The organism is Chryseobacterium sp. 2P (genome assembly GCF_059579425.1).
On the sequence record NZ_CM184194.1, the window covers coordinates 227209 to 248590 of the forward strand.

24 protein-coding genes are annotated in these 21382 nt (G+C 35.2%); 9 read left to right on the forward strand and 15 right to left on the reverse strand.

Annotation, left to right across the window (positions count from 1 at the left end):
- Window positions 1–153 precede the first annotated feature (153 nt).
- Window positions 154–564, forward strand: a complete 411-nt coding sequence (locus tag AC52CF_RS01080; RefSeq protein WP_496517738.1) for a DUF8479 domain-containing protein — start codon at window positions 154–156, stop codon at window positions 562–564.
- 42 nt (window positions 565–606) lie between these two features.
- On the opposite strand, the gene ruvC is transcribed toward AC52CF_RS01080, so the two are convergent.
- Both ruvC and AC52CF_RS01090 read right to left on the reverse strand, forming a co-directional pair.
- Window positions 607–1161, reverse strand: coding sequence for a crossover junction endodeoxyribonuclease RuvC (ruvC, locus tag AC52CF_RS01085; protein ID WP_076396396.1), 555 nt, complete (start codon window positions 1159–1161; stop codon window positions 607–609).
- A gap of 57 nt (window positions 1162–1218) precedes the next feature.
- Window positions 1219–1746: a 2'-5' RNA ligase family protein gene (locus AC52CF_RS01090; protein WP_496517739.1), complete on the reverse strand. Its 528-nt coding sequence runs from the start codon at window positions 1744–1746 to the stop codon at window positions 1219–1221.
- 82 nt (window positions 1747–1828) lie between these two features.
- Here AC52CF_RS01090 and AC52CF_RS01095 point away from each other — a divergent pair, with 82 nt between their 5' ends.
- Genes AC52CF_RS01095 through AC52CF_RS01105 form a run of 3 tightly spaced genes read left to right on the forward strand, consistent with a single transcriptional unit; the run spans window position 1829 to window position 3501 of the window.
- Window positions 1829–2152 carry a PadR family transcriptional regulator gene (locus AC52CF_RS01095; RefSeq protein ID WP_116099402.1) on the forward strand — a complete coding sequence of 108 codons (324 nt, stop codon included), beginning with the start codon at window positions 1829–1831 and terminating at the stop codon, window positions 2150–2152.
- Window positions 2149–2766 (forward strand): hypothetical protein, encoded by a 618-nt coding sequence (locus AC52CF_RS01100; protein WP_235131692.1) that lies wholly within the window; start codon window positions 2149–2151, stop codon window positions 2764–2766. Before AC52CF_RS01095 ends, AC52CF_RS01100 begins: the two co-directional genes overlap by 4 nt.
- A 9-nt stretch (window positions 2767–2775) precedes the next feature.
- Window positions 2776–3501 carry a hypothetical protein gene (locus AC52CF_RS01105; RefSeq protein WP_214587454.1) on the forward strand — a complete coding sequence of 242 codons (726 nt, stop codon included), beginning with the start codon at window positions 2776–2778 and terminating at the stop codon, window positions 3499–3501.
- A gap of 1 nt (window position 3502) precedes the next feature.
- On the opposite strand, the gene AC52CF_RS01110 is transcribed toward AC52CF_RS01105, so the two are convergent.
- The 3 genes from AC52CF_RS01110 to AC52CF_RS01120 are packed head-to-tail and all read right to left on the reverse strand — an operon-like array spanning window position 3503 to window position 6351.
- Window positions 3503–4651, reverse strand: coding sequence for a serine hydrolase domain-containing protein (locus AC52CF_RS01110; RefSeq protein ID WP_214587453.1), 1149 nt, complete (start codon window positions 4649–4651; stop codon window positions 3503–3505).
- A 60-nt stretch (window positions 4652–4711) separates the two neighbouring features.
- A complete protein-coding gene (locus AC52CF_RS01115; protein WP_214587452.1) occupies window positions 4712–5608 on the reverse strand; it encodes a peptidase associated/transthyretin-like domain-containing protein in 897 nt (298 codons plus the stop codon).
- Window positions 5609–5643: 35 nt separating this feature from the next.
- Window positions 5644–6351, reverse strand: coding sequence for a Dph6-related ATP pyrophosphatase (locus AC52CF_RS01120; RefSeq protein WP_214587451.1), 708 nt, complete (start codon window positions 6349–6351; stop codon window positions 5644–5646).
- A gap of 208 nt (window positions 6352–6559) precedes the next feature.
- On the opposite strand from AC52CF_RS01120, the gene AC52CF_RS01125 reads away from it, so the two are divergent.
- Window positions 6560–7312, forward strand: a complete 753-nt coding sequence (locus AC52CF_RS01125; RefSeq protein ID WP_214587450.1) for a phage tail-like protein — start codon at window positions 6560–6562, stop codon at window positions 7310–7312.
- Between the two features lie 55 nt (window positions 7313–7367).
- Here AC52CF_RS01125 and AC52CF_RS01130 read toward each other — a convergent pair whose 3' ends face one another.
- From AC52CF_RS01130 to AC52CF_RS01145, 4 genes are all read right to left on the reverse strand, one after another.
- Window positions 7368–8492: a polysaccharide deacetylase family protein gene (locus tag AC52CF_RS01130; protein ID WP_214587449.1), complete on the reverse strand. Its 1125-nt coding sequence runs from the start codon at window positions 8490–8492 to the stop codon at window positions 7368–7370.
- Window positions 8492–9652 carry a DUF2135 domain-containing protein gene (locus AC52CF_RS01135; protein ID WP_214587448.1) on the reverse strand — a complete coding sequence of 387 codons (1161 nt, stop codon included), beginning with the start codon at window positions 9650–9652 and terminating at the stop codon, window positions 8492–8494. Before AC52CF_RS01135 ends, AC52CF_RS01130 begins: the two co-directional genes overlap by 1 nt.
- Window positions 9653–9759: 107 nt before the next feature.
- Window positions 9760–10800, reverse strand: a complete 1041-nt coding sequence (locus AC52CF_RS01140) for a hypothetical protein (RefSeq protein ID WP_290265674.1) — start codon at window positions 10798–10800, stop codon at window positions 9760–9762.
- 129 nt (window positions 10801–10929) lie between these two features.
- The gene (locus tag AC52CF_RS01145) at window positions 10930–14277 is read right to left on the reverse strand and encodes a methylmalonyl-CoA mutase family protein (RefSeq protein WP_290265672.1); all 3348 of its coding nucleotides are present in this window, start codon (window positions 14275–14277) and stop codon (window positions 10930–10932) included.
- Window positions 14278–14517: 240 nt separating this feature from the next.
- Here AC52CF_RS01145 and AC52CF_RS01150 point away from each other — a divergent pair, with 240 nt between their 5' ends.
- On the forward strand, window positions 14518–14850 hold the full coding sequence (locus tag AC52CF_RS01150) for a hypothetical protein (RefSeq protein ID WP_214587445.1): 333 nt from the start codon (window positions 14518–14520) through the stop codon (window positions 14848–14850).
- Here AC52CF_RS01150 and AC52CF_RS01155 read toward each other — a convergent pair.
- A complete protein-coding gene (locus AC52CF_RS01155; RefSeq protein WP_214587444.1) occupies window positions 14847–15953 on the reverse strand; it encodes a DUF3667 domain-containing protein in 1107 nt (368 codons plus the stop codon). The two genes, AC52CF_RS01150 and AC52CF_RS01155, sit on opposite strands and share 4 nt — an antisense overlap.
- A 328-nt stretch (window positions 15954–16281) precedes the next feature.
- On the opposite strand from AC52CF_RS01155, the gene rplM reads away from it, so the two are divergent.
- The 3 genes from rplM (at window position 16282) to rpsB (ending at window position 18098) form a co-directional block, all read left to right on the forward strand.
- Window positions 16282–16737: a 50S ribosomal protein L13 gene (gene rplM / locus AC52CF_RS01160; protein WP_027381190.1), complete on the forward strand. Its 456-nt coding sequence runs from the start codon at window positions 16282–16284 to the stop codon at window positions 16735–16737.
- Between the two features lie 5 nt (window positions 16738–16742).
- Entirely contained in the window at window positions 16743–17129 is a 387-nt protein-coding gene (gene rpsI, locus AC52CF_RS01165; RefSeq protein ID WP_072883409.1) for a 30S ribosomal protein S9, read from the forward strand.
- A gap of 207 nt (window positions 17130–17336) precedes the next feature.
- Window positions 17337–18098, forward strand: a complete 762-nt coding sequence (rpsB, locus tag AC52CF_RS01170) for a 30S ribosomal protein S2 (protein WP_076396348.1) — start codon at window positions 17337–17339, stop codon at window positions 18096–18098.
- Window positions 18099–18164: 66 nt separating this feature from the next.
- Here the strand turns inward: rpsB and AC52CF_RS01175 are convergent, their stop codons facing one another.
- The 5 genes from AC52CF_RS01175 to AC52CF_RS01195 form a co-directional block, all read right to left on the reverse strand.
- The gene (locus tag AC52CF_RS01175; RefSeq protein ID WP_214587443.1) at window positions 18165–18329 is read right to left on the reverse strand and encodes a bacteriocin-like protein; all 165 of its coding nucleotides are present in this window, start codon (window positions 18327–18329) and stop codon (window positions 18165–18167) included.
- A 114-nt stretch (window positions 18330–18443) separates the two neighbouring features.
- On the reverse strand, window positions 18444–18893 hold the full coding sequence (locus tag AC52CF_RS01180) for a DUF6759 domain-containing protein (RefSeq protein WP_214587442.1): 450 nt from the start codon (window positions 18891–18893) through the stop codon (window positions 18444–18446).
- Between the two features lie 29 nt (window positions 18894–18922).
- Complete coding sequence (locus AC52CF_RS01185; protein ID WP_214587441.1) at window positions 18923–19567, reverse strand: DUF6759 domain-containing protein; 645 nt, start codon at window positions 19565–19567, stop codon at window positions 18923–18925.
- A gap of 176 nt (window positions 19568–19743) precedes the next feature.
- Window positions 19744–20421 carry a tRNA (guanosine(46)-N7)-methyltransferase TrmB gene (gene trmB, locus AC52CF_RS01190; RefSeq protein WP_214587440.1) on the reverse strand — a complete coding sequence of 226 codons (678 nt, stop codon included), beginning with the start codon at window positions 20419–20421 and terminating at the stop codon, window positions 19744–19746.
- Window positions 20422–20491: 70 nt separating this feature from the next.
- Window positions 20492–21292, reverse strand: coding sequence for a DUF6759 domain-containing protein (locus tag AC52CF_RS01195; protein ID WP_214587439.1), 801 nt, complete (start codon window positions 21290–21292; stop codon window positions 20492–20494).
- Between the last annotated feature and the right edge of the window lie 90 nt (window positions 21293–21382).

A 21382-nucleotide genomic window follows, 5' to 3' on the forward strand; every position in this document is an offset into this window, starting at 1 on the left:
CAAATGTACTACTAAAAATCATACCAATGTAAAAGATAGTATTATGTTTTACCAAGTATATGGGTTTGTTTTATTATTTTACTGTAAATCAATTAATTAAATTTATTAAATAAAATATTCTTATCTTTATGTATAATCACTAAATATCAGAATATGAAAAATGTAATCTGCCTTTCCCTGGCATTGGCTTCTTTTACGCTTGTTTCCTGTACAAAAGAAAAATCAATAGATGATGATCTGAAAGAAGTCGCTGCAAATATTAATAAAACAACACCTCAGAATCTTGCTGATGGAGTTCGTCTTGACAGCGTTTCTGTACAGCCCGGAAAAATTTTTAAGTACAATTACACGCTTACCGATGATGTAAAAGAGAGTGTAACTCCTCAAGAAATCGAAAGTTTCAAAGTCAATGCGAAAGAAGGTGCTCTGAAAGTCATAAAAACATCACCGGACATTAAAGAATTCAGGGATAATAATGTAACGATGGTATATATGTATTACGATAAGAACGGAAAACCAACCGCAGATTTCAAAATTACTCCTGAAGAATATAAATCAAAATAAACAAAACAGTCACTCACAAAATATTTATCTGTGAGTGATTTTTTATTTCAGCCGATCCGGATTCTGTTTTAAGAAACTTTCCCAGCCTGTGTAAGATTTTGTATCGGCTATTGTTCCGGAATTAAAATGATGACACACGGCAACTGCCAATCCATCGGAAGCATCGAGATATTTTGTAGGGAATTCCTTCAGATTTAAAAGACTTTGCAGCATTCCTGCAACCTGCTCTTTACTGGCATTTCCGTTTCCGGTGATCGCCATTTTTATTTTTTTCGGAGAATATTCTGTAATCGGGATATTTCTGTGAAGACTTGCTGCCATCGCAACGCCTTGCGCACGACCTAATTTCAGCATACTCTGAACGTTTTTCCCATAAAAAGGAGCTTCCAGAGCAACTTCATCAGGATGAAATTCGTCAATCAGCGCTAAAGTTTTATCAAAAATATATTTAAGTTTGGTTTCATGGTTCGGATACTTTTTCAGCAATAATTCATGGATGGAAATCATTTCCATTTTTCCTTTTTTTATGGAAATAATCCCAAAACCCATTACGGTTGTTCCCGGGTCGATTCCTAAAATAATCTTCTCTGCAATCATTGCTTCAAAGATATGAACTTTCAGACTTTTAAGAATGAATTTTTTTGAATCATAATTTTAAAGCAGTTCCAATTTCTTTTCTGCAATAGGAATCCAGTTTTCATCATGACGAAGCAAAGTAATTTTGTCAACTAAGAATTTAGTTTTGTATTCTTTGTCTTGATATTTCTCCCATGCTTTCAGATAGTTTTCCCACGTCAAATTTCGAAAACCCACCGTTACATGAGGGTGGAAAGAATAATTCATAAAGTTGAATATCTCTTTCACACGAAGATAAAGTTCATTTAATTGTTCATTGTTTTCAGGTCTCACAAAGACTACGGGATTTTTAGTATGGGCAAAACTTCCGAAACCATTCAGTTCAATTTCAAAAGGAGAAACAGCGGTATCAATCTTCTGGAAAGCTTCCAGAATGTCATTTTCTAAAGTGACCTCTCTGGAAAACGGCGGAAACAAAGTAATGTGCGCTTCATTTTTCAGAGCTTTGGAATTGTCAAAATTTAATGCAAAGTCCTGTTTGAAGATTTTAACCTCTTCGATAATATTTTGTGGCGGATAGATGGCGATGAAGTACATCTTTTTCATTCATTGAAATTAAGAATTTTAAAATTAATTATAATACATAAGAAAATTATGTATAGATTTGCTAGGTATAAAAGATGAGATATTGAAAAAGAACAGTCTTTATAAAGGAACCCTCCAAAACATCATCCTTAAGCTTCTTGCCAAGGAAGTAAAGATGTATGGATACCAGATCACGCAGCGCGCGAAAGAACTTACGCAGGGCGAACTGGAAATGACGGAAGGTGCGCTGTATCCGCTTTTGCATAAGCTGGAAGCGGAAGGAATGATTTTGTCTGAAATCCAGAAGATCAACGGAAGAGACCGGAAATATTATCTTCTGACCGAAAAAGGAAAAAAACAACAGGCAGAGCAGGAAACGGAAATGAAAAATTATTTGTTTAACCTCAATACGATTTTTAATATATGATAACCAAAGAACAGGAACATCAAATAGAATTATATTTAAATTCAAAAAAGCTGACTGCCCAGATTTTAGCTGAAGTGAAAGATCATTTTATTTCTCAGATCAGTCATCTGATGCTGTTTGAGAGCTTAAGTTTTTCCGAAGCTTTTCTGAAAGCTAAAGTCAGTTGGAAGAATGAGTTGGAAATGGTAAACGCAGATTTTCTTTCGTTCAAAAAAATAGCCAGAATCGAAAGAGTTATTTTACAGCAGAGGTTTAGAAAGATTGCCGTTCTTTCTTTCATTCTTGCAACAGCAGCAACATGCATGATGTTTTTAAATACGGATGTTTTTTTTACAGTTCAGATTGTATTATTGGGGAGCTTAGCAATTCTTTTGGCATATAGTTTCATTACTAAAAAGATGAAATTTTCCAATTATATCGCCATGAGCTTTCATCCTTTACTGCTTAGAAATCTATTTTTCGGAGTGCTGATATTTGCTTTTGGATCTTTTATAACAGCGGAAAACTGGAAAATAATGGATATGAATGTTTCAAAATTTCTGTCGGTGTATTCTTTGGCGGTTCAGCTTCAGTTATTGTATTTCAACTCAAAGAAAATTAATGTTTTGATTTAAATTTTTAAAATGATGACTAAAGAACAGGAAAAGGAGATTACAGATTATCTTATTTTTCACAGACTTCCTCTTGATATTTTAGTGGAAGTGAAAGATCATATGATTTCTCAGGTTACTGATATTCAGATAGAAGAAAATTTAAATTTTCAGGAAGCTTTTCATAAAACCCAGAAATTGTGGGAAAGTGAATTTAAAATGACGAAATATTCTGTTTTCTACAGTGAAGAAATTCCGGTTATTGTAAAAAAAATAGCGAAAGCCAGATACAATAATATTCTTAAACGATCATTGTTATTGGGATTGATTTCTTTTGCTGTCAATATTCTTTTAATTTTTTTAGCCAATAATGAGGAAGTTTACAGTAGTCTTTTCAAAATACAAAATGGATTGTTCGTTCTGTTTACTTTTGGAGTCTGGTTTTTTAATCGTAAAATCTGGAAATATGTAAAACAGGATTTTAAATACAGAGGCAGACTTTTTTATTCTATGTATCAGCAAAATACTGGCTTACTGGTTGTTTCTATGACTTCAATGGCACAGATCATTTCCAAGAAAGGTATTTATCCGTATCTGTTTTTCAGAACTAACGATCACAGCGAAATTATTTTTGTTCTGGCAACGTTAGTTCTTCCTTACTGTATACAGGTAATGATTATTTTCGGTCTTATGAATTTTTTCGAACATAAAAAATCATTAGAAAAAATGAAAAACTTTCTGAATCTTTCTTCTGAATAATCTACATTTTCATTGCATTTCCTTTTGAAGAATTCATCTCCGAAATGGTACTTTCCAGAGCATCTGTGATTTTTTTGATCTCAACGTGAGGTTTAAAAGTAAATCCTTTTCCCTGTTCTTCATCCGAAATATTGGAAAGAATAATAACCGAAGTTTTTGTTTCCGGATAAAAGATATTTAATGAAGGAGAACCTTTAACATAACCGCTGTGAAAAAATGCCAACGGTTTCCCGATGTTGCTCATAATTCCGTAGCCGTAACCCATTTTCCCGAAAATCGCATGATGTCTTTCTGCGCTTTTAGATTCAAACTTTTTCAGTGTTTCAGGACGGAGGATTTTTCCGCTGTATAAAGCATTATTCCACGCATGAAGATCGTTAATGGTGGATAAAATTCCGCCTGCAGGAACTCCGATGTCTTTACCGGCAAGTCTTTTCGGCATATTCTGGATTTTTTCGAAGTTTTTTTGGTTGCCTAAAAAAGCTCCGGCAAAGTTTTCGCCTTCAAAAGAGGTTGCGGTTGAAGAATGATTCATTCCAGCTTCTTTGAATAAATCCAGAATATTTTCGTCATACGATTTACCCGAAACTTTCTCCACAATTTTTCCCAGAGTATTAAAACCGTCATTGGAATAAAAAAAATCTGTTCCGCTTTTAAACTGGAGCTTTCCGCCTAAAGTATTCAGTCCCGAAGTATGATTCAGAAGCTGATGAATGGTAATATTTTCGTAATTTTTGTTTTGAAACTCCTTTAAATAAGTTGAAACTTTATCGTCTACATTCAGTTTTCCCTGTTCCATCTGAAGCAGAATTAAAGCAGCGGTAAATTGCTTGCTTACAGAACCGATGGCAAAAACAGTACTGTCATTAATCTTTAACTGATCTTTGAAATCTGCAAAACCCTGATTTTTTCGGTACAACTCAACAGAATCTTTAAAAACAGCGACACTCCCGTTAAACTGATATTTTTTGAAAACAGAATCGATCTGGTTTTTCAGAAGACTTTTTTCGAAAGCAATCATGGTGCTGTCTGCAATTGCCTGTCGGTCAGTTATTTTTGCAGAGGGGATGAATTTTATTTCCTTTTCACATGAAATTAGACCGATAAAAAGAAAAGCAGAAAGAGTAGAAAAGAGAAAATTTTTAATCATTTATTGTTTTTCTTTTGGGAAGCAATTTTTATGCCTTGTGAAGAAAAATTACAGAAATAATTATTTTACAAAAACAATAAAAATATCTTTTACCAGATCGCTTTCTGTGAAAAATTTAGTAAAAGGTTTTGGAATGTAATAAATGGAGTATTTGCTGCTGTACAAAGAATAGCTTTTGTTGAAAAGTTTATAATCCAATCGCTTTCCGTGCAGAAAAATGACAGAATTTTCTTCTGCATAAGGCGGTCCGAAACTTACTTCACCTAATTCTTTATAAATTCCGTTATCCGGAAGTTTTATGACGGACTTTTGTGTGATTTCATTTCTGCTGAAAACTTTCAGTTTTTGATCGAAATTATAAGAAAAAGGGCTGAATTCCAAAAGATAATTCTCTTCCTGAGCTAACTCCTGAGGAATTTCCAGTGAATAAAAACCGTCTTCGTTAGTTTCGGTGGAATATACTTTATTAATGGTGATTAAATTTACATACGCTTTAATTGGCTTTCCTTCTTCGCTGGTTACAATTCTTCCGGAGGCTGTTAATTTTTCGCCACCTTCTGTGTTTTTTCTTTGAATTTTTTCTGCGGATAAATTTTTTCCGGTAAGAATGACCTGAGTTTTTGCAACATCTTTGGTCTGCGCAGCAAGCGTATTCATTACGCTTGCCGTTAAAGCGATTCCTGCTGCAACTTTTGTAAAAGTATTTTTTCTGTGTGAAATGTGTTCAGGAATTGAAAAAGTTTCTTCCCGTTTTTGTTCAGGCTCTTTGTTAATGAGTATTCCGCAGAACTTTTTGCCATGATTTTGCTCTGCGATACATGAAATTTCAGAATGAGTAAGCTTGGTAAGATCGTATACTTTTTTCGAACACAAATCGCAGAATTTTCCTTCCGGAATCGTGTGCATGTTTTTCAAAGATTCTTCACAGGGTTTTTCAATTCTAAGATAAGGTCTCATTGTTTAGTTTACACAAAAACGGAAAAACACAGGAATTATTTTAAAATCAAATCACAAAACCAGAAAACGTATTCTCCAGTCTCGGTTTCGTCAGATTTCGGTTTTGGATATGTTTTTTTAACGATTTCCCCGATCTCGAATTCAACAGGACTTTTAAAAAGAGGTCCGTCAAAAGTAAAAGTGTGAAATTCTCCATTTTCTCCGCAGGGATCTACATTTTTCGGTAAATCTTTAATAAAGTCTTTATCAATAATTCTTCCTGCAAAACTTTTGTCGAGATAAGTCTCGTTCACGCAGGTAACAATCGTTTTGAAACCCAGATCTAAAAATTCGTGGATGAGGTTAGTGGTATTGATTTTCCACAATGGAAAAACAGCTTCCATCCCGATCGATTGCAGTTGCTCTTCTCGGTATTTTTTTAAATCTTCCAGAAAAATATCTCCGAAAATAGAATGCGTAACGCCTTGAGATTGTATTTCCGTCATGGTTCTGCCCATAATTTCGCGATATTCTTCCATAGAAGGTTCTTTGGGAAGTTCCATTTTAATTAAAGAAAAGCCTAAACTTTCTGCCTGTTTTTCCAGTAACAAAACATGAACGCCGTGCATGGAAATTCTCTGATATTCTTTATTAATGCTTGTCAGCAAAGAAATAACATCAAATTTTTCTTCTTTTAAAGTTTTATACAGAGCTAAGGCAGAGTCTTTTCCGCTGCTCCAGTTAAAGATGGCTTTCGGTTTCATTGTTGAGGTAATATTTTTCAAAAATAATCAGATTGATTCAAAATTCACTTTTCATTTTTATATTTATTGGATTTGTTATTTTTCATTAATTATTGTTTTATTTTAATTAAATATTAATAAAAATTCATATATAATTTTATTTTAGTCAGTTATAAGAATTTATGGTGTTTAATAATGTTATATATTTGCAGTTGCTAATTTTTGTGCCGTGAAAAAGTTTTTTTTATTTCTATCGATTGTATTTCTGAGTCGGGCGAATGCTCAGAATGTGGGAATCAATTCGCTTACACCGCAAATGACTCTGGATGTAAATGGTGTGGCTTCTACCGTTACCAAAGCAGACGGAATGAGAGCGCCCAGAATAACGTTGGCTCAGCTGAATGCAAAGACAGGGTATAACTCCAGTCATGTAGGTGCTTTACTTTATGTTACAGATATTACAGGAGGTTCCACGGTATCTGCAACAGCACAGATCGCGACGGTTGGATATTACTATTTTGATGGTACCGCATGGCAATCTGTAGTTGCTAAAACAGGAACAGCGGTTTTTATTGCTTCACTGGGAAGCGGAAATGGTTCTGCAACAGCGGCTAGTATCAATTCCGGTGGTTTTACAACGGTTCCTCTTTCAACCGTAACTAAAAATGTAGGCGGAGGAATCTGGAGTCCTGCAACCAGCACATATACTGTTCCAAGTTCGGGAACATATCTCATCAAATCGAGTATCAGACTTGTAGATGGAAGCCCAAGTAGAAATGTGTTTCAGGCGGTGCATACTGATAATTCAGATATTCCGGAGGGAATCTGGAATACCAACTCGGGAAACCGCTGGACAATGCTTTATACAAGAATTGCCTATTTTAACAAAAACGATCAGTTAAGACTTTATATGTATTCTGACGGAGCAGTAGCTAATATTTCTGACGCTTCGTTAAATATTGTTTTGCTAAGCCAGAACTAAAGTTCTTTTGAAATATAATAAACCCCTTCATAGAATTTCTGTGAGGGGTTTGTTGTTACTTTATTTCTTCAGGTGTTAGCCATTTAACGGGACAATCCTTAAAATATTCATTAATCGCAGGAACTGCAATTTCAGCTTTAGGATGAACATCGTGAAACAAGATAATTCCCTTTCTCCATAAAAGCATCAGCGTAATAACTCTTGAAGAGACCTGTTGTGAAGATATTTTTTCACTCCAGTCCTGCGAATCGATATTCCACAAAAGAACAGGCTGCTTGTTTTTTATTAGATATTGTATCATCTCCTTGCTTCTTTGTCCATAAGGCGGACGAAAATAAAACGTCTTATGATTAAAATCAAAAACATCTTTAACAATACCATTGCTTTCGTCAATCTGTAATTTCCAGTCGGGAAGATACTGATGCGATTTATGAACCATACTGTGAGAGCCGATCCAGTTTTCTCCGTACATAGATGAAACACTGTTTTTGCTGTTTGCAGCAATTCTCTGTTGTAACTTATCTCCCGATAAAAAGAAAATACCTGTTAAGTTTTGCTCTTTTAAAACGTGAATCAACTGATCTGTATGACCGTTTTTTAGAGTCGGACCATCATCGAACGTGAGAAGATAATTTTTGTCATTTAGTTCAAAACCATTTTTCTCGCTTGGATCTAATGTGTTGATTTCGCTTGTCCTTTTATTGGATTTTGCAGCCAGCCGCAGGCACTCTAAAATATATGTTTTATAAAAACTTTTAGAATTCTGATACCAGTTTTTTAGATTTTCAGGTAATCCGCCTGAAAGCTTTTTTGTTACCAAAACCAGTTCCGGATAAGTGGGATTTGTCTTTACAGAAACTACCTCCGAAAGCGCATTTGCCTCTAAGCTTTTAAAATTTTGAACCAGACGATCCTGAGTCTGTTTTTTCCAGATTTTTACCCCTTCGGAAGTTCCGTCTTTTACGGCTAAAGTTTTGAATAATTCCGTTTCGTTGGAAGCATTAATTTCAGTGAATGTTTCCAGAAACACCAGCATTTCCATTTTGGAAGCAACATCAAAATCTTTACTGCTTTTCATGGGTAAATTCCAAAGATCACGATTGGCGGTCGCAATGTTGGATGGACCTTGTGAGAAGATAAAATCTGAAATCAGAATGAACAATAAAAGTAATTTTTTCATTATCTCATTTTTGATTTTACTCTCAGAATAGCTTTATCGTAGACCTGATTTTCCTTATTTTCTTTCGCTAAGCCATAATAATAAAGGGCTTCAGAAAATTGTCCGCTGTTTTCGTAAATTTTCGCAATATTATAATAAGAATTTGCTTTAATCGTATTGTCGGCTGCAAATTTAATGGCTTCACGATTTGCCCATATCGCTTCTGCGTTTCTTCCGATTTTGCTGAACGCAAGTCCGAGATTACTGTAGATCTGCCCGTCGAAAGGATTATATTCCAACGCTAGTTGATAATAATTAACCGCCTGTTCTATTCTGCCGGAATGATAAAAATTTTCGCCCTGTTTATTAATGTCGAACGCTGTCTGTCTGTAGTTTTCGGTGATAGAATTACTTGGTGTTGAAGAAGACCGGTAGTTACTTAATAAGCTTCTCACGCCTTCCCATGAAGCAGAATTTTCAAAATTATTGATATCAATAATGTTTCCGGATTCATCAATCATAAAAACAACCCAAACTGTCCCTTTTTTATATTTTGGCACATCATAACTTTTAATCAGGGTGTTTCCTATATAAACATAAACTTTTGCATTGCTTATATTGGAAAGGTTATCATTATCCATTCTGTTTTTATCGGAATAATCATGAACCGCATAAATATATTTCTTGTTTTGAGCTCTTTTTTCAATCGTAATAGTTTCAGGACCAAAACTGTCTGTATCGTCTACATCAAGATTGGCGTTTGTTCCTTCTTTGTGATAATAGCAAATATGATTGTTCGGATAAGAAAGATGCGAATCCAGATCAGAAGGAGATTTTCCCCAGCTTAAAACGATTCTCATTCCATCCAGATCTTCCATAACAGGACTTAAAGCGTACGTCAGACCGCCAAAAGGACCTTTTGTAACCAATGTGGAATAGCCTTCTTTTTTGATGATTAAAGTGATCTCATTGTTGGCATCAACAAACTGTGGAGGAATAACGGCTTTTCCTGAAGCATCCGTATTGACCGTTTCTGAAGTTTCTCCGTTTTTCTGGAAGATAATTTGTGCATTGGGAATAACCTTGTCTTTAACGACTGCACTTAAAACCAATAACTCATTGTTCTTCTGAGCAAAAATAAAGGATTGCCAAAAAACGAACAGCAAAAGAATTTTTTTCATGGAATGTTTTATTTAATTGGCATCAAATATAAAAAATCCTCCAAGATTTTGAAGGATAATATTTCATATAGATTCAAGATTAGAATTTTACCTGAATTTATTTACTGTTAATATTTTTTCGACTGAATTTCTTTAACGGGAATAAATGCTCCGTTGAGATAATCTATTTTCTGTTCAAAAGGATAAGCCGGATTTGATGTCATTAAGACTCCCACAACGCCGAAAAACATTCCGATGCTTAAATTTCCAATATTGGGACTTCCGGATCTTAATTTTCCGACGAAATAATAGTCATTGTCTCTTTTTTCTGCCTTCGTGAAAAGATTTTCGATAGGAAGATAAACATATAATTCTCCTTTGTAAACCAGGGCATATACATCATCTTTCTTTATTTCTTTTTCTTTTCCGTCTGCTGTTTCAAATATTCTGTGAATTTTGGGTTGGTTTCCGTAAAATTTAACGCTGCTGATTTCCTGTTGAGGCTGCTGGTTTTTCAGAGAAGTATAATCTTTGTACAGTCCGTCTTTCAATTCAGAAGAATTGAAGAGGCTGATTGATTGTTTATAGACATCATCAAAATTTTTAAGCTGTTCCCATGTGTAACGCTCTGTTGTATTAGGTTTTTTCGCTGCATTTTCGGTAATGAATTCTCCCAGCATTTCGCTGCCTTTTCTTAGGATTTCTTTCGTTACATCGGCTGATTTATGCTCTGTCACAGTATCTGTTTTTTCAAGTAAAGAATAGGTTCCGTCATCATTTTTTGCAAAAAGGAAACTCTGGAAATAACAGTATCCCAACTCAGTAAATGCTTTTGAGACTTCAGCAAAATACAATTGTTTAAGATATAAAACCAGATTTCCGTTTTCTGCATTTTCTCCGTTTATGCTGTTTAGAACATTTTGAAACTGATCAGAAAGGGGAGACGTAGGAACTACTCTGGCTTTTGCATTCAATGCGCCCTGCTGCACAATTCCAACGGCTGTTGTATCAATTCTGGCATCAATAATTGTAATGGTTTTATAATAGCTTTTCTCTGCTTTTTGAAAAGGCGGGGTAATCGTAAAATCTTCCGTTCGCTTCTGGGCAAATAAAATGGCAGATAAACATAGGAATACAAATAGTACATTTTTTCTTAAAAATATTTTCATGATGGTTGTTTATTTTATTTTACTAACGGTTTAAATGGATGATTAGTCTATAAAAGTATAAAAACCTCAAAGAAAATTCTCTGAGGTTTGATTTATAAATCGTAAAAAGGCAGCTGAGCAAAGTCGAAGCTACATATTTCTTCTGTACTTTCCACCCACTTCAAACAAAGCATTGGTAATTTGCCCAAGAGAGCAGTATTTCACGGCATCCATCATCACTTCGAATAAGTTTTGCTGATTGATTGCGGCGTGTTGCAGGGTTTTCAAAGCGGCTTCCGATTTGTCTTCATTGGATTTCTGGAAATTATGAAGCATTTCAATCTGGAACTGCTTTTCTTCCTCTGTTGAACGGATGACTTCTCCCGGACGAACTGTTGGCGAACCGTCTTTTCCTAAGAACGTGTTCACTCCGATGATCGGATATTCTCCGGTGTGTTTCAGCCATTCGTAATGCATCGATTCTTCCTGAATTTTTGAACGTTGGTACATCGTTTCCATTGCACCCAAAACGCCGCCTCTTTCTGTAATTCTGTCGAATTCTGCGTAAACAGCTTCTTCCACCAGATCCGTTAATTCTTCAATAATAAATGAACCTTGTAGTGGATTTTCGTTTTTCGCCAATCCTAATTCTTTATTGATAATCAACTGAATTGCCATCGCTCTTCTTACCGATTGCTCAGTAGGAGTCGTAATTGCCTCGTCATAAGCATTCGTGTGCAATGAATTACAGTTGTCGTAAATTGCATACAACGCCTGTAAAGTTGTTCTGATATCGTTGAAGTCAATTTCCTGCGCGTGAAGAGAACGTCCTGAAGTCTGAATGTGGTATTTCAGCATCTGGCTTCTTTCGTCTGCTCCGTATTTCAGTTTCATTGCTTTTGCCCAGATTCTTCTTGCCACACGTCCGATTACCGAATATTCAGGGTCGATACCATTCGAGAAGAAGAACGATAAATTTGGTGCAAAATCGTTGATATCCATTCCTCTTGACAGATAATATTCAACATACGTGAAACCATTTGCCAAAGTAAATGCCAACTGAGAAACCGGATTGGCTCCTGCTTCCGCAATGTGATATCCTGAAATGGAAACAGAGTAGAAGTTTCTTACTTTTTCTTTGATGAAATATTCCTGAACATCGCCCATTAATCTCAAAGCAAATTCAGTAGAGAAAATACAAGTATTCTGAGCCTGATCTTCCTTTAAAATATCTGCCTGAACGGTTCCACGAACAGTTGCAATGGTTTTTGCTTTAATTTCTGCATACACATCGGCAGGAATTACTTCATCTCCTGTAATTCCCAGTAGTTTTAAACCTAAACCGTTATTGGAAGGAGGCAATTCTCCGTTGTATTTTGGTCTTTCTAAACCTTTATCGTCGAATTTTGCTTTTAAAACTTCCTCAACCTTTGCTTCAAGCTTATGCTCAACAATATATTTCTCCACATTTTGATCGATGGCTGCATTCATAAAGAAAGCCAACAACATCGGTGCAGGTCCGTTAATTGTCATTGAAACCGAAGTTAATGCATTCACCAGATCAAAACCTGAATATAGTTTTTTAGCATCGTCCAAAGTAGCAATAGAAACGCCCGCATTTCCGATTTTACCATAAATATCCGGCGGTAAAGCAGGATCCTGTCCGTAAAGAGTTACCGAGTCAAAAGCCGTAGATAAACGTTTTGCAGGCATTTCTGCAGAAACGTAGTGGAATCTTCTGTTGGTTCTTTCAGGACCTCCTTCTCCGGCAAACATTCTCGTTGGATCTTCTCCGGTTCTTTTGAAAGGATAAATTCCTGCAGTGTATGGGAAACTTCCCGGAAGATTTTCCTGACCTTTCCATTTGATCAGATCACCCCAGTCATTGTATTTTGGTAATGCAATTTTCGGAATTCTTAGGTGAGATAAAGATTCTGTTGAGGTTTCAACCTTAATTTCTTTTCCTCTTACGAAATAGGAATAAAATTCAGCTTTGAAAGCTTCTTTCGTATCATCCCATGTTTTAAGGAAGTCGATGTTTTCCTGTTGAAGTTCTTTTTCAGCTTTCTGATATTCAGCATCTAAAGTTTCATTGGAAAGGAAATTTTTAACCCCTTCAATATGATACATTTTTCTTGCTAACTCAGCCTGCTTTTCAACATTCGCATCGTATTGTCTGTTGTTTTCAATGATTTCGGAAAGATAACGGACTCTCTTTGGCGGAATAATCGTTACTTCGTCGGTAACTTCCTGTTCAACAAATGTTTTTAAATTTAAATCAGCAAATTTATCGTTGACTTTAGAAACCAGTCTGTTGTATAATTCCGTCGTTCCGTGGTCGTTGAACTGAGATGCCTTTGTGGCATAAACCGGCATTTCATCCAATGGCTGTTCCCACAGCAAATGGTTTCTCTGGAACTGTTTTCTTACGGCTTGAAGGGCGTCAAGAGCGCCACGTTTGTCAGATTTATTTAAAGCAACCAAATCTGCATAATCCAACATATCGATTTTTTCCAGCTGTGTGGAAGCTCCATACTCCGGAGTCATCACATACATCGAAACATCCGCAAAATCGGAAACTTCCGATCCGGATTGCCCAATTCCTGAAGTTTCAAGGATAATAACATCAGGATGAGCCAGTTTCAAAACATTTAATGCAGAATGAATGAACGGAGAAACAGAAACGTTGTTTTCTCTCGTTGCCATCGAACGCATATAAACTCTTGGATCATTGATTGCATTCATACGGATTCTGTCCCCCAAAAGTGCACCTCCTGTTTTCTTTTTCGAAGGGTCAATTGAGATAATCGCAATTTTTTTATCGGTGTTTGAACGCAGGAAACGTCTTACCAATTCGTCTGTTAAAGAAGATTTTCCGGCTCCTCCGGTTCCTGTGATCCCGATAATCGGAATATGTAAGTCTTTTGATTTTTCGTCGATCGCTTTTACCAGCTCAGGTTTTTCTTCTGAAAAATTTTCAACTGCTGAAATGATTTTCGCAATACTTGTCGAATTTTCAAAACTGATGGAATCCAGATCTTTTACATCAACATCTTTTCCTGTTGCGAAGTCTGATTTTTGAACCAAATCATCAATCATTCCCTGCAAACCAAGTTCACGGCCGTCGTCCGGAGAATAAATTCGGTCGATTCCGTAAGACATGATATCTTCGATTTCTTCCGGTAGAATTACACCGCCGCCACCACCGAAAATTTTGATCTGCGGAGAGTTTTTCTCTCTTAAAAGGTCATAGATATATTTGAAATATTCATTGTGACCACCCTGATAAGAGGTTAATGCAATGGCATTTGCATCTTCCTGAATCGCAGTATTTACTACTTCTTCAGCCGATTTGTCGTGTCCAAGGTGGATAACTTCACATCCTGTTCCCTGAATGACACGGCGCATAATATTAATGGCAGCATCATGACCGTCGAATAGCGACGCAGCCGTCACGATTCTGACTTTATTTTTTGGAGTATATTTTTGGGTTTCCATAAAAGATTTAGAAAATTTCTGAATTTCCAAATATAATAATAAAATAGAAACCCGATGTTTAATGTTAATGTATTGTAAATTATTAAGTTAATTTGGTTTGATTAATTATTTTGAACTTCATTTAAACTAACATTTGTTAGAAATGATAACTGCTTAGAAGTTACGCCGCTGATTTCTCAGAAAATCTTTCACAGAATGATATCATTAATTTCTATAATTTTGCATCACATTAAATAAGGTATGAAAAAGGCATTGCTGTATTTCGCACTCGGAACGATTCTGAGTTTTTTAATCAATTATTTCTTTTACAGTTCAGAAAATATCGGACTCGACATTTATTATGCCATTGCCTTTGGTTTTGCATGGGGAGTTGCCTATTATCTGGATACGCCCAATTTTACTTTGCCCCAAAAGCTGGGATTGTCATTTGTTGCCATGGGAATTTTAGTTCTTGTGGGAGCTTTAATTTTTAATATTGAACTGGCTATTCCTTCCGTCCTGAAATTTTCGACGGTTTTTGTGGCGTATTATTTAATTGCAAGTTTCAGAGCCAGTAAAACACTGCGCGATTAATGCATTGTTATAAAACTTACATACATCAATATTAGGAACATACAGAAAAGCCCGAATAAATTTACAATAAATAAAAGTATTCCTTTTACAACACTTATGCTTCGGGCATTTTCATAAACTCTGTGATGTGCTGCAAAAAAATATACCAGCATATAAATAATTGCTGCTGAATAGAAGAAAAATCCCAGAATACTGAAGAAATTATTATCCGGCAGAAATGATGCTAGATGTGAAATGAATATCATAATCAGGATGCTCAACAATAAAAAGGAAAAATAATGAAGCGTAAAAATACCATGATCAAAATACCACCATTTCTTTTTATTGTGAAACACCCAAAGAAAAAAGGCAAAAATAGGAAGATAGACAAATAATGCTTTTGGAAGTGTGTGTACCATGGTTTCCTTGAATTTGTCGAAAATCTCATCTTTTTTTAATCCCCGTTCCTGAAAATGAAATATTTTTTTCGCAAAAGGTTTCATAAACACATATACAGGCTTTTTATCCTGATTTATGATGCTTAAAGAGTCATACTGATTCATCGTAGTCGCTCCTAAAATGCTCATTTTGCCGTTTTCTGTCATTCCTAATGCATCCGTTTCAATGCTGTTTCCATTGATTTGAGTGATTTTTATATCTTTATTTTGTTCAAAAGGTTTCTCTTCTTTCAGCTGATTTTTTTGGATTGAATATTTCAGACTGTCCGTAAACTTTGTAATCTTATCATCCTGTTCTTTTTCTTTTAAAATCTGTTCCTTTTTGTCCTGTTCTGAAAGTTCTTCTTCTGAACCAGAAAATAGAGTAGGAAGGAAAAAAGTAATAAAACTGATGAAGATATATAGTTTTACGGGAGCCACATACAGTTGTCGCTTTCCTGCAAGATATTCTTTAGTTAATCTCCCGGGACGCGTGAGCAGATATTTTATGGTTTTCCAGAACTGCCCGTCATAATGGGTAAAGTCTTCAATGAAATGAGTGAAAAGATAATGGAACGGTTGTTTGGGCTCCGTGTTTTCCTGTCCGCAATGAGGGCAGAATCTTTCTTCAACATGGTGTCCGCAGTTAAGACACGTTTTATCTTCTCTAATTTTTCCGTGGCTCATGATATAATTATGGATTTCAGCAAATATAATTATTTAAAGAAATTAAATAATCAAATCGATATGTTTTTGAGGAAAATATTAAATTTAATTAATATTTATCTTTAAATAAATTTGAAATTTAGGGTTATTGCTGAATTTATCATGTTATTTATTAATTCTTTATTCTTTAGCGAAAGAGTCAATTTACAGCTGTTAACTTTATCATTCTGTTAGCGTTGAACAGATAATCAGCCTATTAAAATAAAATATGTTTTTGCATTCTAAAAATAATTTGTACCTTTGCACACCCTTTTAGGGGAAAATTATGTTTAATCTTTAACTAAAACGTGTGAATACATTAAGTTACAAAACTGTTTCAGCGAACAAAGCTACTGCTAATAAAGAATGGGTTGTGGTAGACGCTGAAGGACAACCGTTGGGAAGACTAGCTTCTACGGTTGCAAAGATTTTGAGAGGTAAGCACAAAACGAACTACACACCTCACGTAGATTGTGGTGATAACGTAATCGTTTTGAACGCTGGGAAAGTAACTCTTTCCGGAAACAAGTGGAACGACAAGACTTATATCTGGCATACAGGTTACCCTGGAGGACAGAAGTCTATGACTGCGGCTGAACTTCAAAAGAAAGATTCTTTAAAAGTATTGGAAAAATCAGTAAAAGGAATGTTGCCTAAAAACAGACTTGGAGCTGCGATCCTTAAGAATCTTTACTTATATGAAGGAACTGAGCACAAACATGAAGCTCAACAGCCTAAAACAATTAATGTTAACGAATTTAAATAATTAATATGTCTACAGTTCACAAAATCGGAAGAAGAAAAACTTCTGTAGCAAGAGTTTATGTAAAGCCAGGAACTGGTAACATTACAGTAAACGGTAAAGATGCTAAAGAATACTTCTCTACAGATGTAATGGTTTACAAATTAAACCAACCATTTATCCTTTCTGAAACTGTTGGTCAGTATGACGTTACCGTAAACGTATTCGGTGGTGGAAATACAGGTCAGGCAGAAGCTATCAGATTAGGTATTTCAAGAGCTTTATGCGAAATCAACGCTGAGTTCAGATTAGCATTGAAGCCTGCTGGTTTACTTACAAGAGACGCAAGAATGGTGGAAAGAAAGAAGCCAGGTCAGAAAAAAGCAAGAAAGAGATTCCAATTCTCAAAACGTTAAGATTTGCTGTTGGCGAATGGCTTATGGTTGTTTGCTACAGAAATGTATTAATTTTTATTTAAACTTAATCTCGGCGAAAAGCCAATTGCCACAAGCAAAAAGCAAAACGCCAATTGCCCGTTACGTTTAGCATCCAAACGCTTCTCCCATCTAAAGAAGTTGTTGATTGTTTAAAAGACGGAAAGTAAACTAACAAAAACAAAAAACATGGCAAAAGCAAATGTAAAAGACCTTCTAGAGGCTGGTGTACACTTCGGTCACATGACTAGAAAGTGGAATCCAAATATGGCTCCATACATTTTTATGGAGAAAAATGGTATTCACATTGTAGACTTACATAAAACAGCTGTTAAATTGGATGAAGCTTGTAACGCTTTAGAAAAATTAACTTCTGCAGGCAAAAAAGTTCTTTTCGTAGCTACTAAGAAGCAGGCGAAAGAAGTTGTTGCAAAACACGCTTCTGAACTTAATATGCCTTATATTACAGAAAGATGGCCGGGAGGTATGTTAACAAACTTTGTTACTATCAGAAAGGCTGTTAAAAAAATGAACTCTATCGACAAAATGAAAAAAGATGGAACGTTCGAAACTTTATCTAAAAAAGAAAGATTACAGGTAGACAGACAAAGAGCTAACCTTGAGAAGAACTTAGGTTCTATCGCAGACATGGTGAGACTTCCATCTGCTGTATTCGTAGTAGATATCATGAGAGAACACATCGCGGTAACTGAAGCTAAGAAATTAGGTATTCCGGTTTTCGGTATTGTTGATACCAACTCTGACCCAAGAAAAGTAGATTTCGTTATCCCAGGAAACGATGATGCTTCTAAATCTATCGATATGATTCTTAGCGTAGTTTCTGAATCTATCAAAGAAGGTCAGTCTCAGAGAAAAGCTGATAAAGAAAAATCTAAAGAAGAAGGAGAAGTAGTATCTGCTGATAAAGATGCTGACTTTGATGCTGAATAATTAAAGGTTTTCTTTACTATAGAAAAACGTCGAATCTTAGATTCGACGTTTTTTTGTTTATGTCTATTAAGGGCAAACAAGCATTCCTGGGAAATTTGGATTATCTACACCTATTCTGCATACTCCTGCACAGCATATTTCAGTTTCTTCATTACAGCCGTCACTACATTTTCTATAACCTCCTTTAATTGTTCTCAATTCTTTTCTTGAAACTTTTTTCAAATTTTTCATAGTTCTTAATTTGTAATTTTCCTACTCTGTATGCTTTTCGGATTCCGCAATGATCTTTTTCAAATGTAATGAATAATTTAATATGTCACTATTTTTTTGATAAAATATTTTTTGCTAATTAGAAACCTTCACATTATAAGATGAACTGATGAACTTTGTTTTATTGTAAACTGAATTACAAACCATTCCAGAAATATTGTAGTTTTGGTTTTTCGGAACCATTGCAGAACCTATTTTATTGGCGCCAATCGGAATTTTCTTGAAATAATTGTTACCGCTGATCGTAAGAACCATATTACAGCGCGAATTATTTTCAACTGTAATCGAAGTATTCGGGCTGTCTTCCGAACCATTTAGAAGATCTGTTAGAACGGCTGCTGTTTCCGATTTATATGTTTTTATTAAAGTCTGATATTCTAATTCAGTCTGATTAGCAGATGGATTCCGCACACCTGCAGAAGTAGGCGGCGTACTCTTCACAGAATTGTTTGTCGTTCTGTAATGGGTGGCTTCACAACTGCTTAAAACAAGAATAATAAAAACTGAAGGGAAAAATTTTTTCATACGAAATTTTCTTAGTGTAAATTTAAAAATTACTTGCTTCCCAACATTGCTTTATTTTCAGTTTGTACCGGATTATTAATGGTTAAAAAAATACTTTTCCTGATGTCTTTCTGAGAAGAATATAAAACATCACAAACATGACTTGTAAGTGTATAATTTCCTTTATTGATAACAATGGAGTTTTCACCTTTCGCCGGAACTGCCAAATTATAAAAATCCTTTCCCTGAATTCTTAAAACAATATTGCAGTCTGAATTATTTTTAAACAAAAGAATAACTTCTTTGCTGCTGATATCTTCATTAAACATCGCATTAAGCAGTTTTACGGTTTTATCTTTATGTTCAGCCGGGGTCGAGGCAATCAGACGTTTAAATTCTTCTGTTTCCGCTGCATTAGAGTTTCTCATTAAGTTATTAGAAATCTCGGAAATAATAGGTCTTGCAGTCATTGGTTTGGCATCTTTCTTTCCTTTAGTCCATTCCGAGTTTTTTAAAGCAATCAGTTTGGATTTTAGTACGCTCCTTTTGGGATCATCGGGATGAGCTGTTTTCAGGTAGTTTTCAATTTCAGCAATATTTTTACTTTCTAATATATTTTGCGAATGGTTTTGTACGCTTGCTGAATTGCAGCACACGAGAAGTGTTGTTGAAATTACCAACAGAATTTTTTTCATGATTTATCTTATTCTTTTTGAATAATTTTTGTGTTTTTATACAGTGGTAAAAGGATGCAGAAGTCTGCAGCCTTAATAATTTTCAAGTAATTTATTTACGTAAAAATGTAAAGATAAATCAGATTTTATAAAGTGTTTTTCGAAATAATAATGTCTTTTTTCATCATCTTTTTTGTTTAATTAATCCTGAATTTAATATATGTTATTGTTTTTCCTTTTGCTGAGAAAAGTTCCTCGTAATAGGTTTTTATATCTCTCAAATGCGGAGTATTCGGATCATATTCCAAGGCTCCGTATATATCGTGATGAGCAGTAATGATTTCATAACCTGCTCCCTGCAAAAATCCTAAAGTATATCCGTGAAGAAATTCCGAATCTGTTTTCAGATGAACAATGCCGCCGGGTTTCAGAAACTTTTTATATCTGTCTAAAAAATCGGGGTGAGTTAACCTATGTTTGGTTCTTTTGTACTTAATCTGCGGATCAGGGAAAGTAATCCAGATTTCATCAACCTCATTTTCTGCAAAAAAATAGTCTACAAGCTCAATTTGTGTTCTTAAGAATGCTACATTCTTCATGCCGTTTTCTACGGCTTCTTTAGCGCCGAACCAGAATCTTGCCCCTTTAATATCAACTCCGATAAAATTCTTCTCTGGAAATGTTTTTGCAAGCCCCACCGAATATTCACCTTTTCCACAACCCAATTCCAAAACGATAGGATTGTCGTTTTTAAAGAAATCCGTTCTCCATTTTCCTTTAAGATCGAACCCGTTTAAAGCATCTTCTCTTGTTGGCTGAATAACGTTTGGTAATATTTTGTTTTCTGCGAATCTTGCTAATTTATTTTTACCCATGAGAAATTTATAAAATCCTGCAAAAATAGCGAATTTTAAGCAAATGCTTCATTTTTAAATCTGAAAAAGATTATTTTCTGGCAGAACTTCCCAAAGCCACCATTAAAGGTTTCTGAATCGTTTTCTGGGATGCATACTGGGCTCCGCATACTATACTTGTAAAAAGATAATCGCCTTTCTGTATCACAATCGAATTGTCTCCGTGCGAAGGCACAGGAAGTCTGTATTTTGTAGTGCCGATTCCTTCCATACGTACAATAATATTACAGTCGGATTTATTCTCTATCATCACGATACATTCTTTCGCATTGGGATCGTTATCAAAAAGAGAATTCAGGATCTTTACGGTCTTATTTTTATGCTCTGCCGGATTTTCTGCCATAAGCATATTAAATTCTGAAGCTTCCGTATCAGGAATTGCTTCAGCAGGTTTCGGGTTTACAGATGGTGTAGCAGAAAAAGCAGGAGCGATATAAACGTTTTTTGGATTGCTTGGTGTATAAACTACAGCAGATTGTCCAACCTGCAGTTCTTTCTGATATTTTGCAATCTGTTTTTGTTTGATGATGGCATTCATCTCATCGAAAGATATTTTGGTAGAAGGTCTTCTCTTCAGCATGGCAAGCCAGTCCTGCATTTGCTTTACTTTCTGGTCTCCGGGCTGTGCGTTTTTTATGTATTCTTTCATCATTTCCATCACGCGGGGTTTCAGGACAGATCTCCGCGGATCATCAGGATGGGCATCCCTCAGGAAAGCATTAATTTCGTAAATATTTTTACTTTTTAAAATTTCACTGTAATCTTTCCCTTTCGACTGAGCAGAAAGAATGATGCACAGAGTCATACTAAAAAAAATAAATAGCTTTTTCATTCACTGGTATTAAAGTGTAAAAGTAAATATTTTTCTCGTTTAATTGATTTATTTTTAGGGTATTAGTATTCAAAATTGCAGGGCAAATTA

Coding starts and splice junctions, on each gene's coding strand:
- AC52CF_RS01080 (WP_496517738.1), top strand. CDS start 154: ATGAAAAATGTAATCTGCCTTTCCCTGGCATTGGCTTCTTTTACGCTT.
- ruvC (WP_076396396.1), bottom strand. CDS start 1,161: ATGATTGCAGAGAAGATTATTTTAGGAATCGACCCGGGAACAACCGTA.
- AC52CF_RS01090 (WP_496517739.1), bottom strand. CDS start 1,746: ATGAAAAAGATGTACTTCATCGCCATCTATCCGCCACAAAATATTATC.
- AC52CF_RS01100 (WP_235131692.1), top strand. CDS start 2,149: ATGATAACCAAAGAACAGGAACATCAAATAGAATTATATTTAAATTCA.
- AC52CF_RS01105 (WP_214587454.1), top strand. CDS start 2,776: ATGATGACTAAAGAACAGGAAAAGGAGATTACAGATTATCTTATTTTT.
- AC52CF_RS01110 (WP_214587453.1), bottom strand. CDS start 4,651: ATGATTAAAAATTTTCTCTTTTCTACTCTTTCTGCTTTTCTTTTTATC.
- AC52CF_RS01115 (WP_214587452.1), bottom strand. CDS start 5,608: ATGAGACCTTATCTTAGAATTGAAAAACCCTGTGAAGAATCTTTGAAA.
- AC52CF_RS01120 (WP_214587451.1), bottom strand. CDS start 6,351: ATGAAACCGAAAGCCATCTTTAACTGGAGCAGCGGAAAAGACTCTGCC.
- AC52CF_RS01130 (WP_214587449.1), bottom strand. CDS start 8,492: ATGAAAAAATTACTTTTATTGTTCATTCTGATTTCAGATTTTATCTTC.
- AC52CF_RS01135 (WP_214587448.1), bottom strand. CDS start 9,652: ATGAAAAAAATTCTTTTGCTGTTCGTTTTTTGGCAATCCTTTATTTTT.
- AC52CF_RS01140 (WP_290265674.1), bottom strand. CDS start 10,800: ATGAAAATATTTTTAAGAAAAAATGTACTATTTGTATTCCTATGTTTA.
- AC52CF_RS01145 (WP_290265672.1), bottom strand. CDS start 14,277: ATGGAAACCCAAAAATATACTCCAAAAAATAAAGTCAGAATCGTGACG.
- AC52CF_RS01150 (WP_214587445.1), top strand. CDS start 14,518: ATGAAAAAGGCATTGCTGTATTTCGCACTCGGAACGATTCTGAGTTTT.
- AC52CF_RS01155 (WP_214587444.1), bottom strand. CDS start 15,953: ATGAGCCACGGAAAAATTAGAGAAGATAAAACGTGTCTTAACTGCGGA.
- rpsI (WP_072883409.1), top strand. CDS start 16,743: ATGTCTACAGTTCACAAAATCGGAAGAAGAAAAACTTCTGTAGCAAGA.
- rpsB (WP_076396348.1), top strand. CDS start 17,337: ATGGCAAAAGCAAATGTAAAAGACCTTCTAGAGGCTGGTGTACACTTC.
- AC52CF_RS01175 (WP_214587443.1), bottom strand. CDS start 18,329: ATGAAAAATTTGAAAAAAGTTTCAAGAAAAGAATTGAGAACAATTAAA.
- AC52CF_RS01180 (WP_214587442.1), bottom strand. CDS start 18,893: ATGAAAAAATTTTTCCCTTCAGTTTTTATTATTCTTGTTTTAAGCAGT.
- AC52CF_RS01185 (WP_214587441.1), bottom strand. CDS start 19,567: ATGAAAAAAATTCTGTTGGTAATTTCAACAACACTTCTCGTGTGCTGC.
- trmB (WP_214587440.1), bottom strand. CDS start 20,421: ATGGGTAAAAATAAATTAGCAAGATTCGCAGAAAACAAAATATTACCA.
- AC52CF_RS01195 (WP_214587439.1), bottom strand. CDS start 21,292: ATGAAAAAGCTATTTATTTTTTTTAGTATGACTCTGTGCATCATTCTT.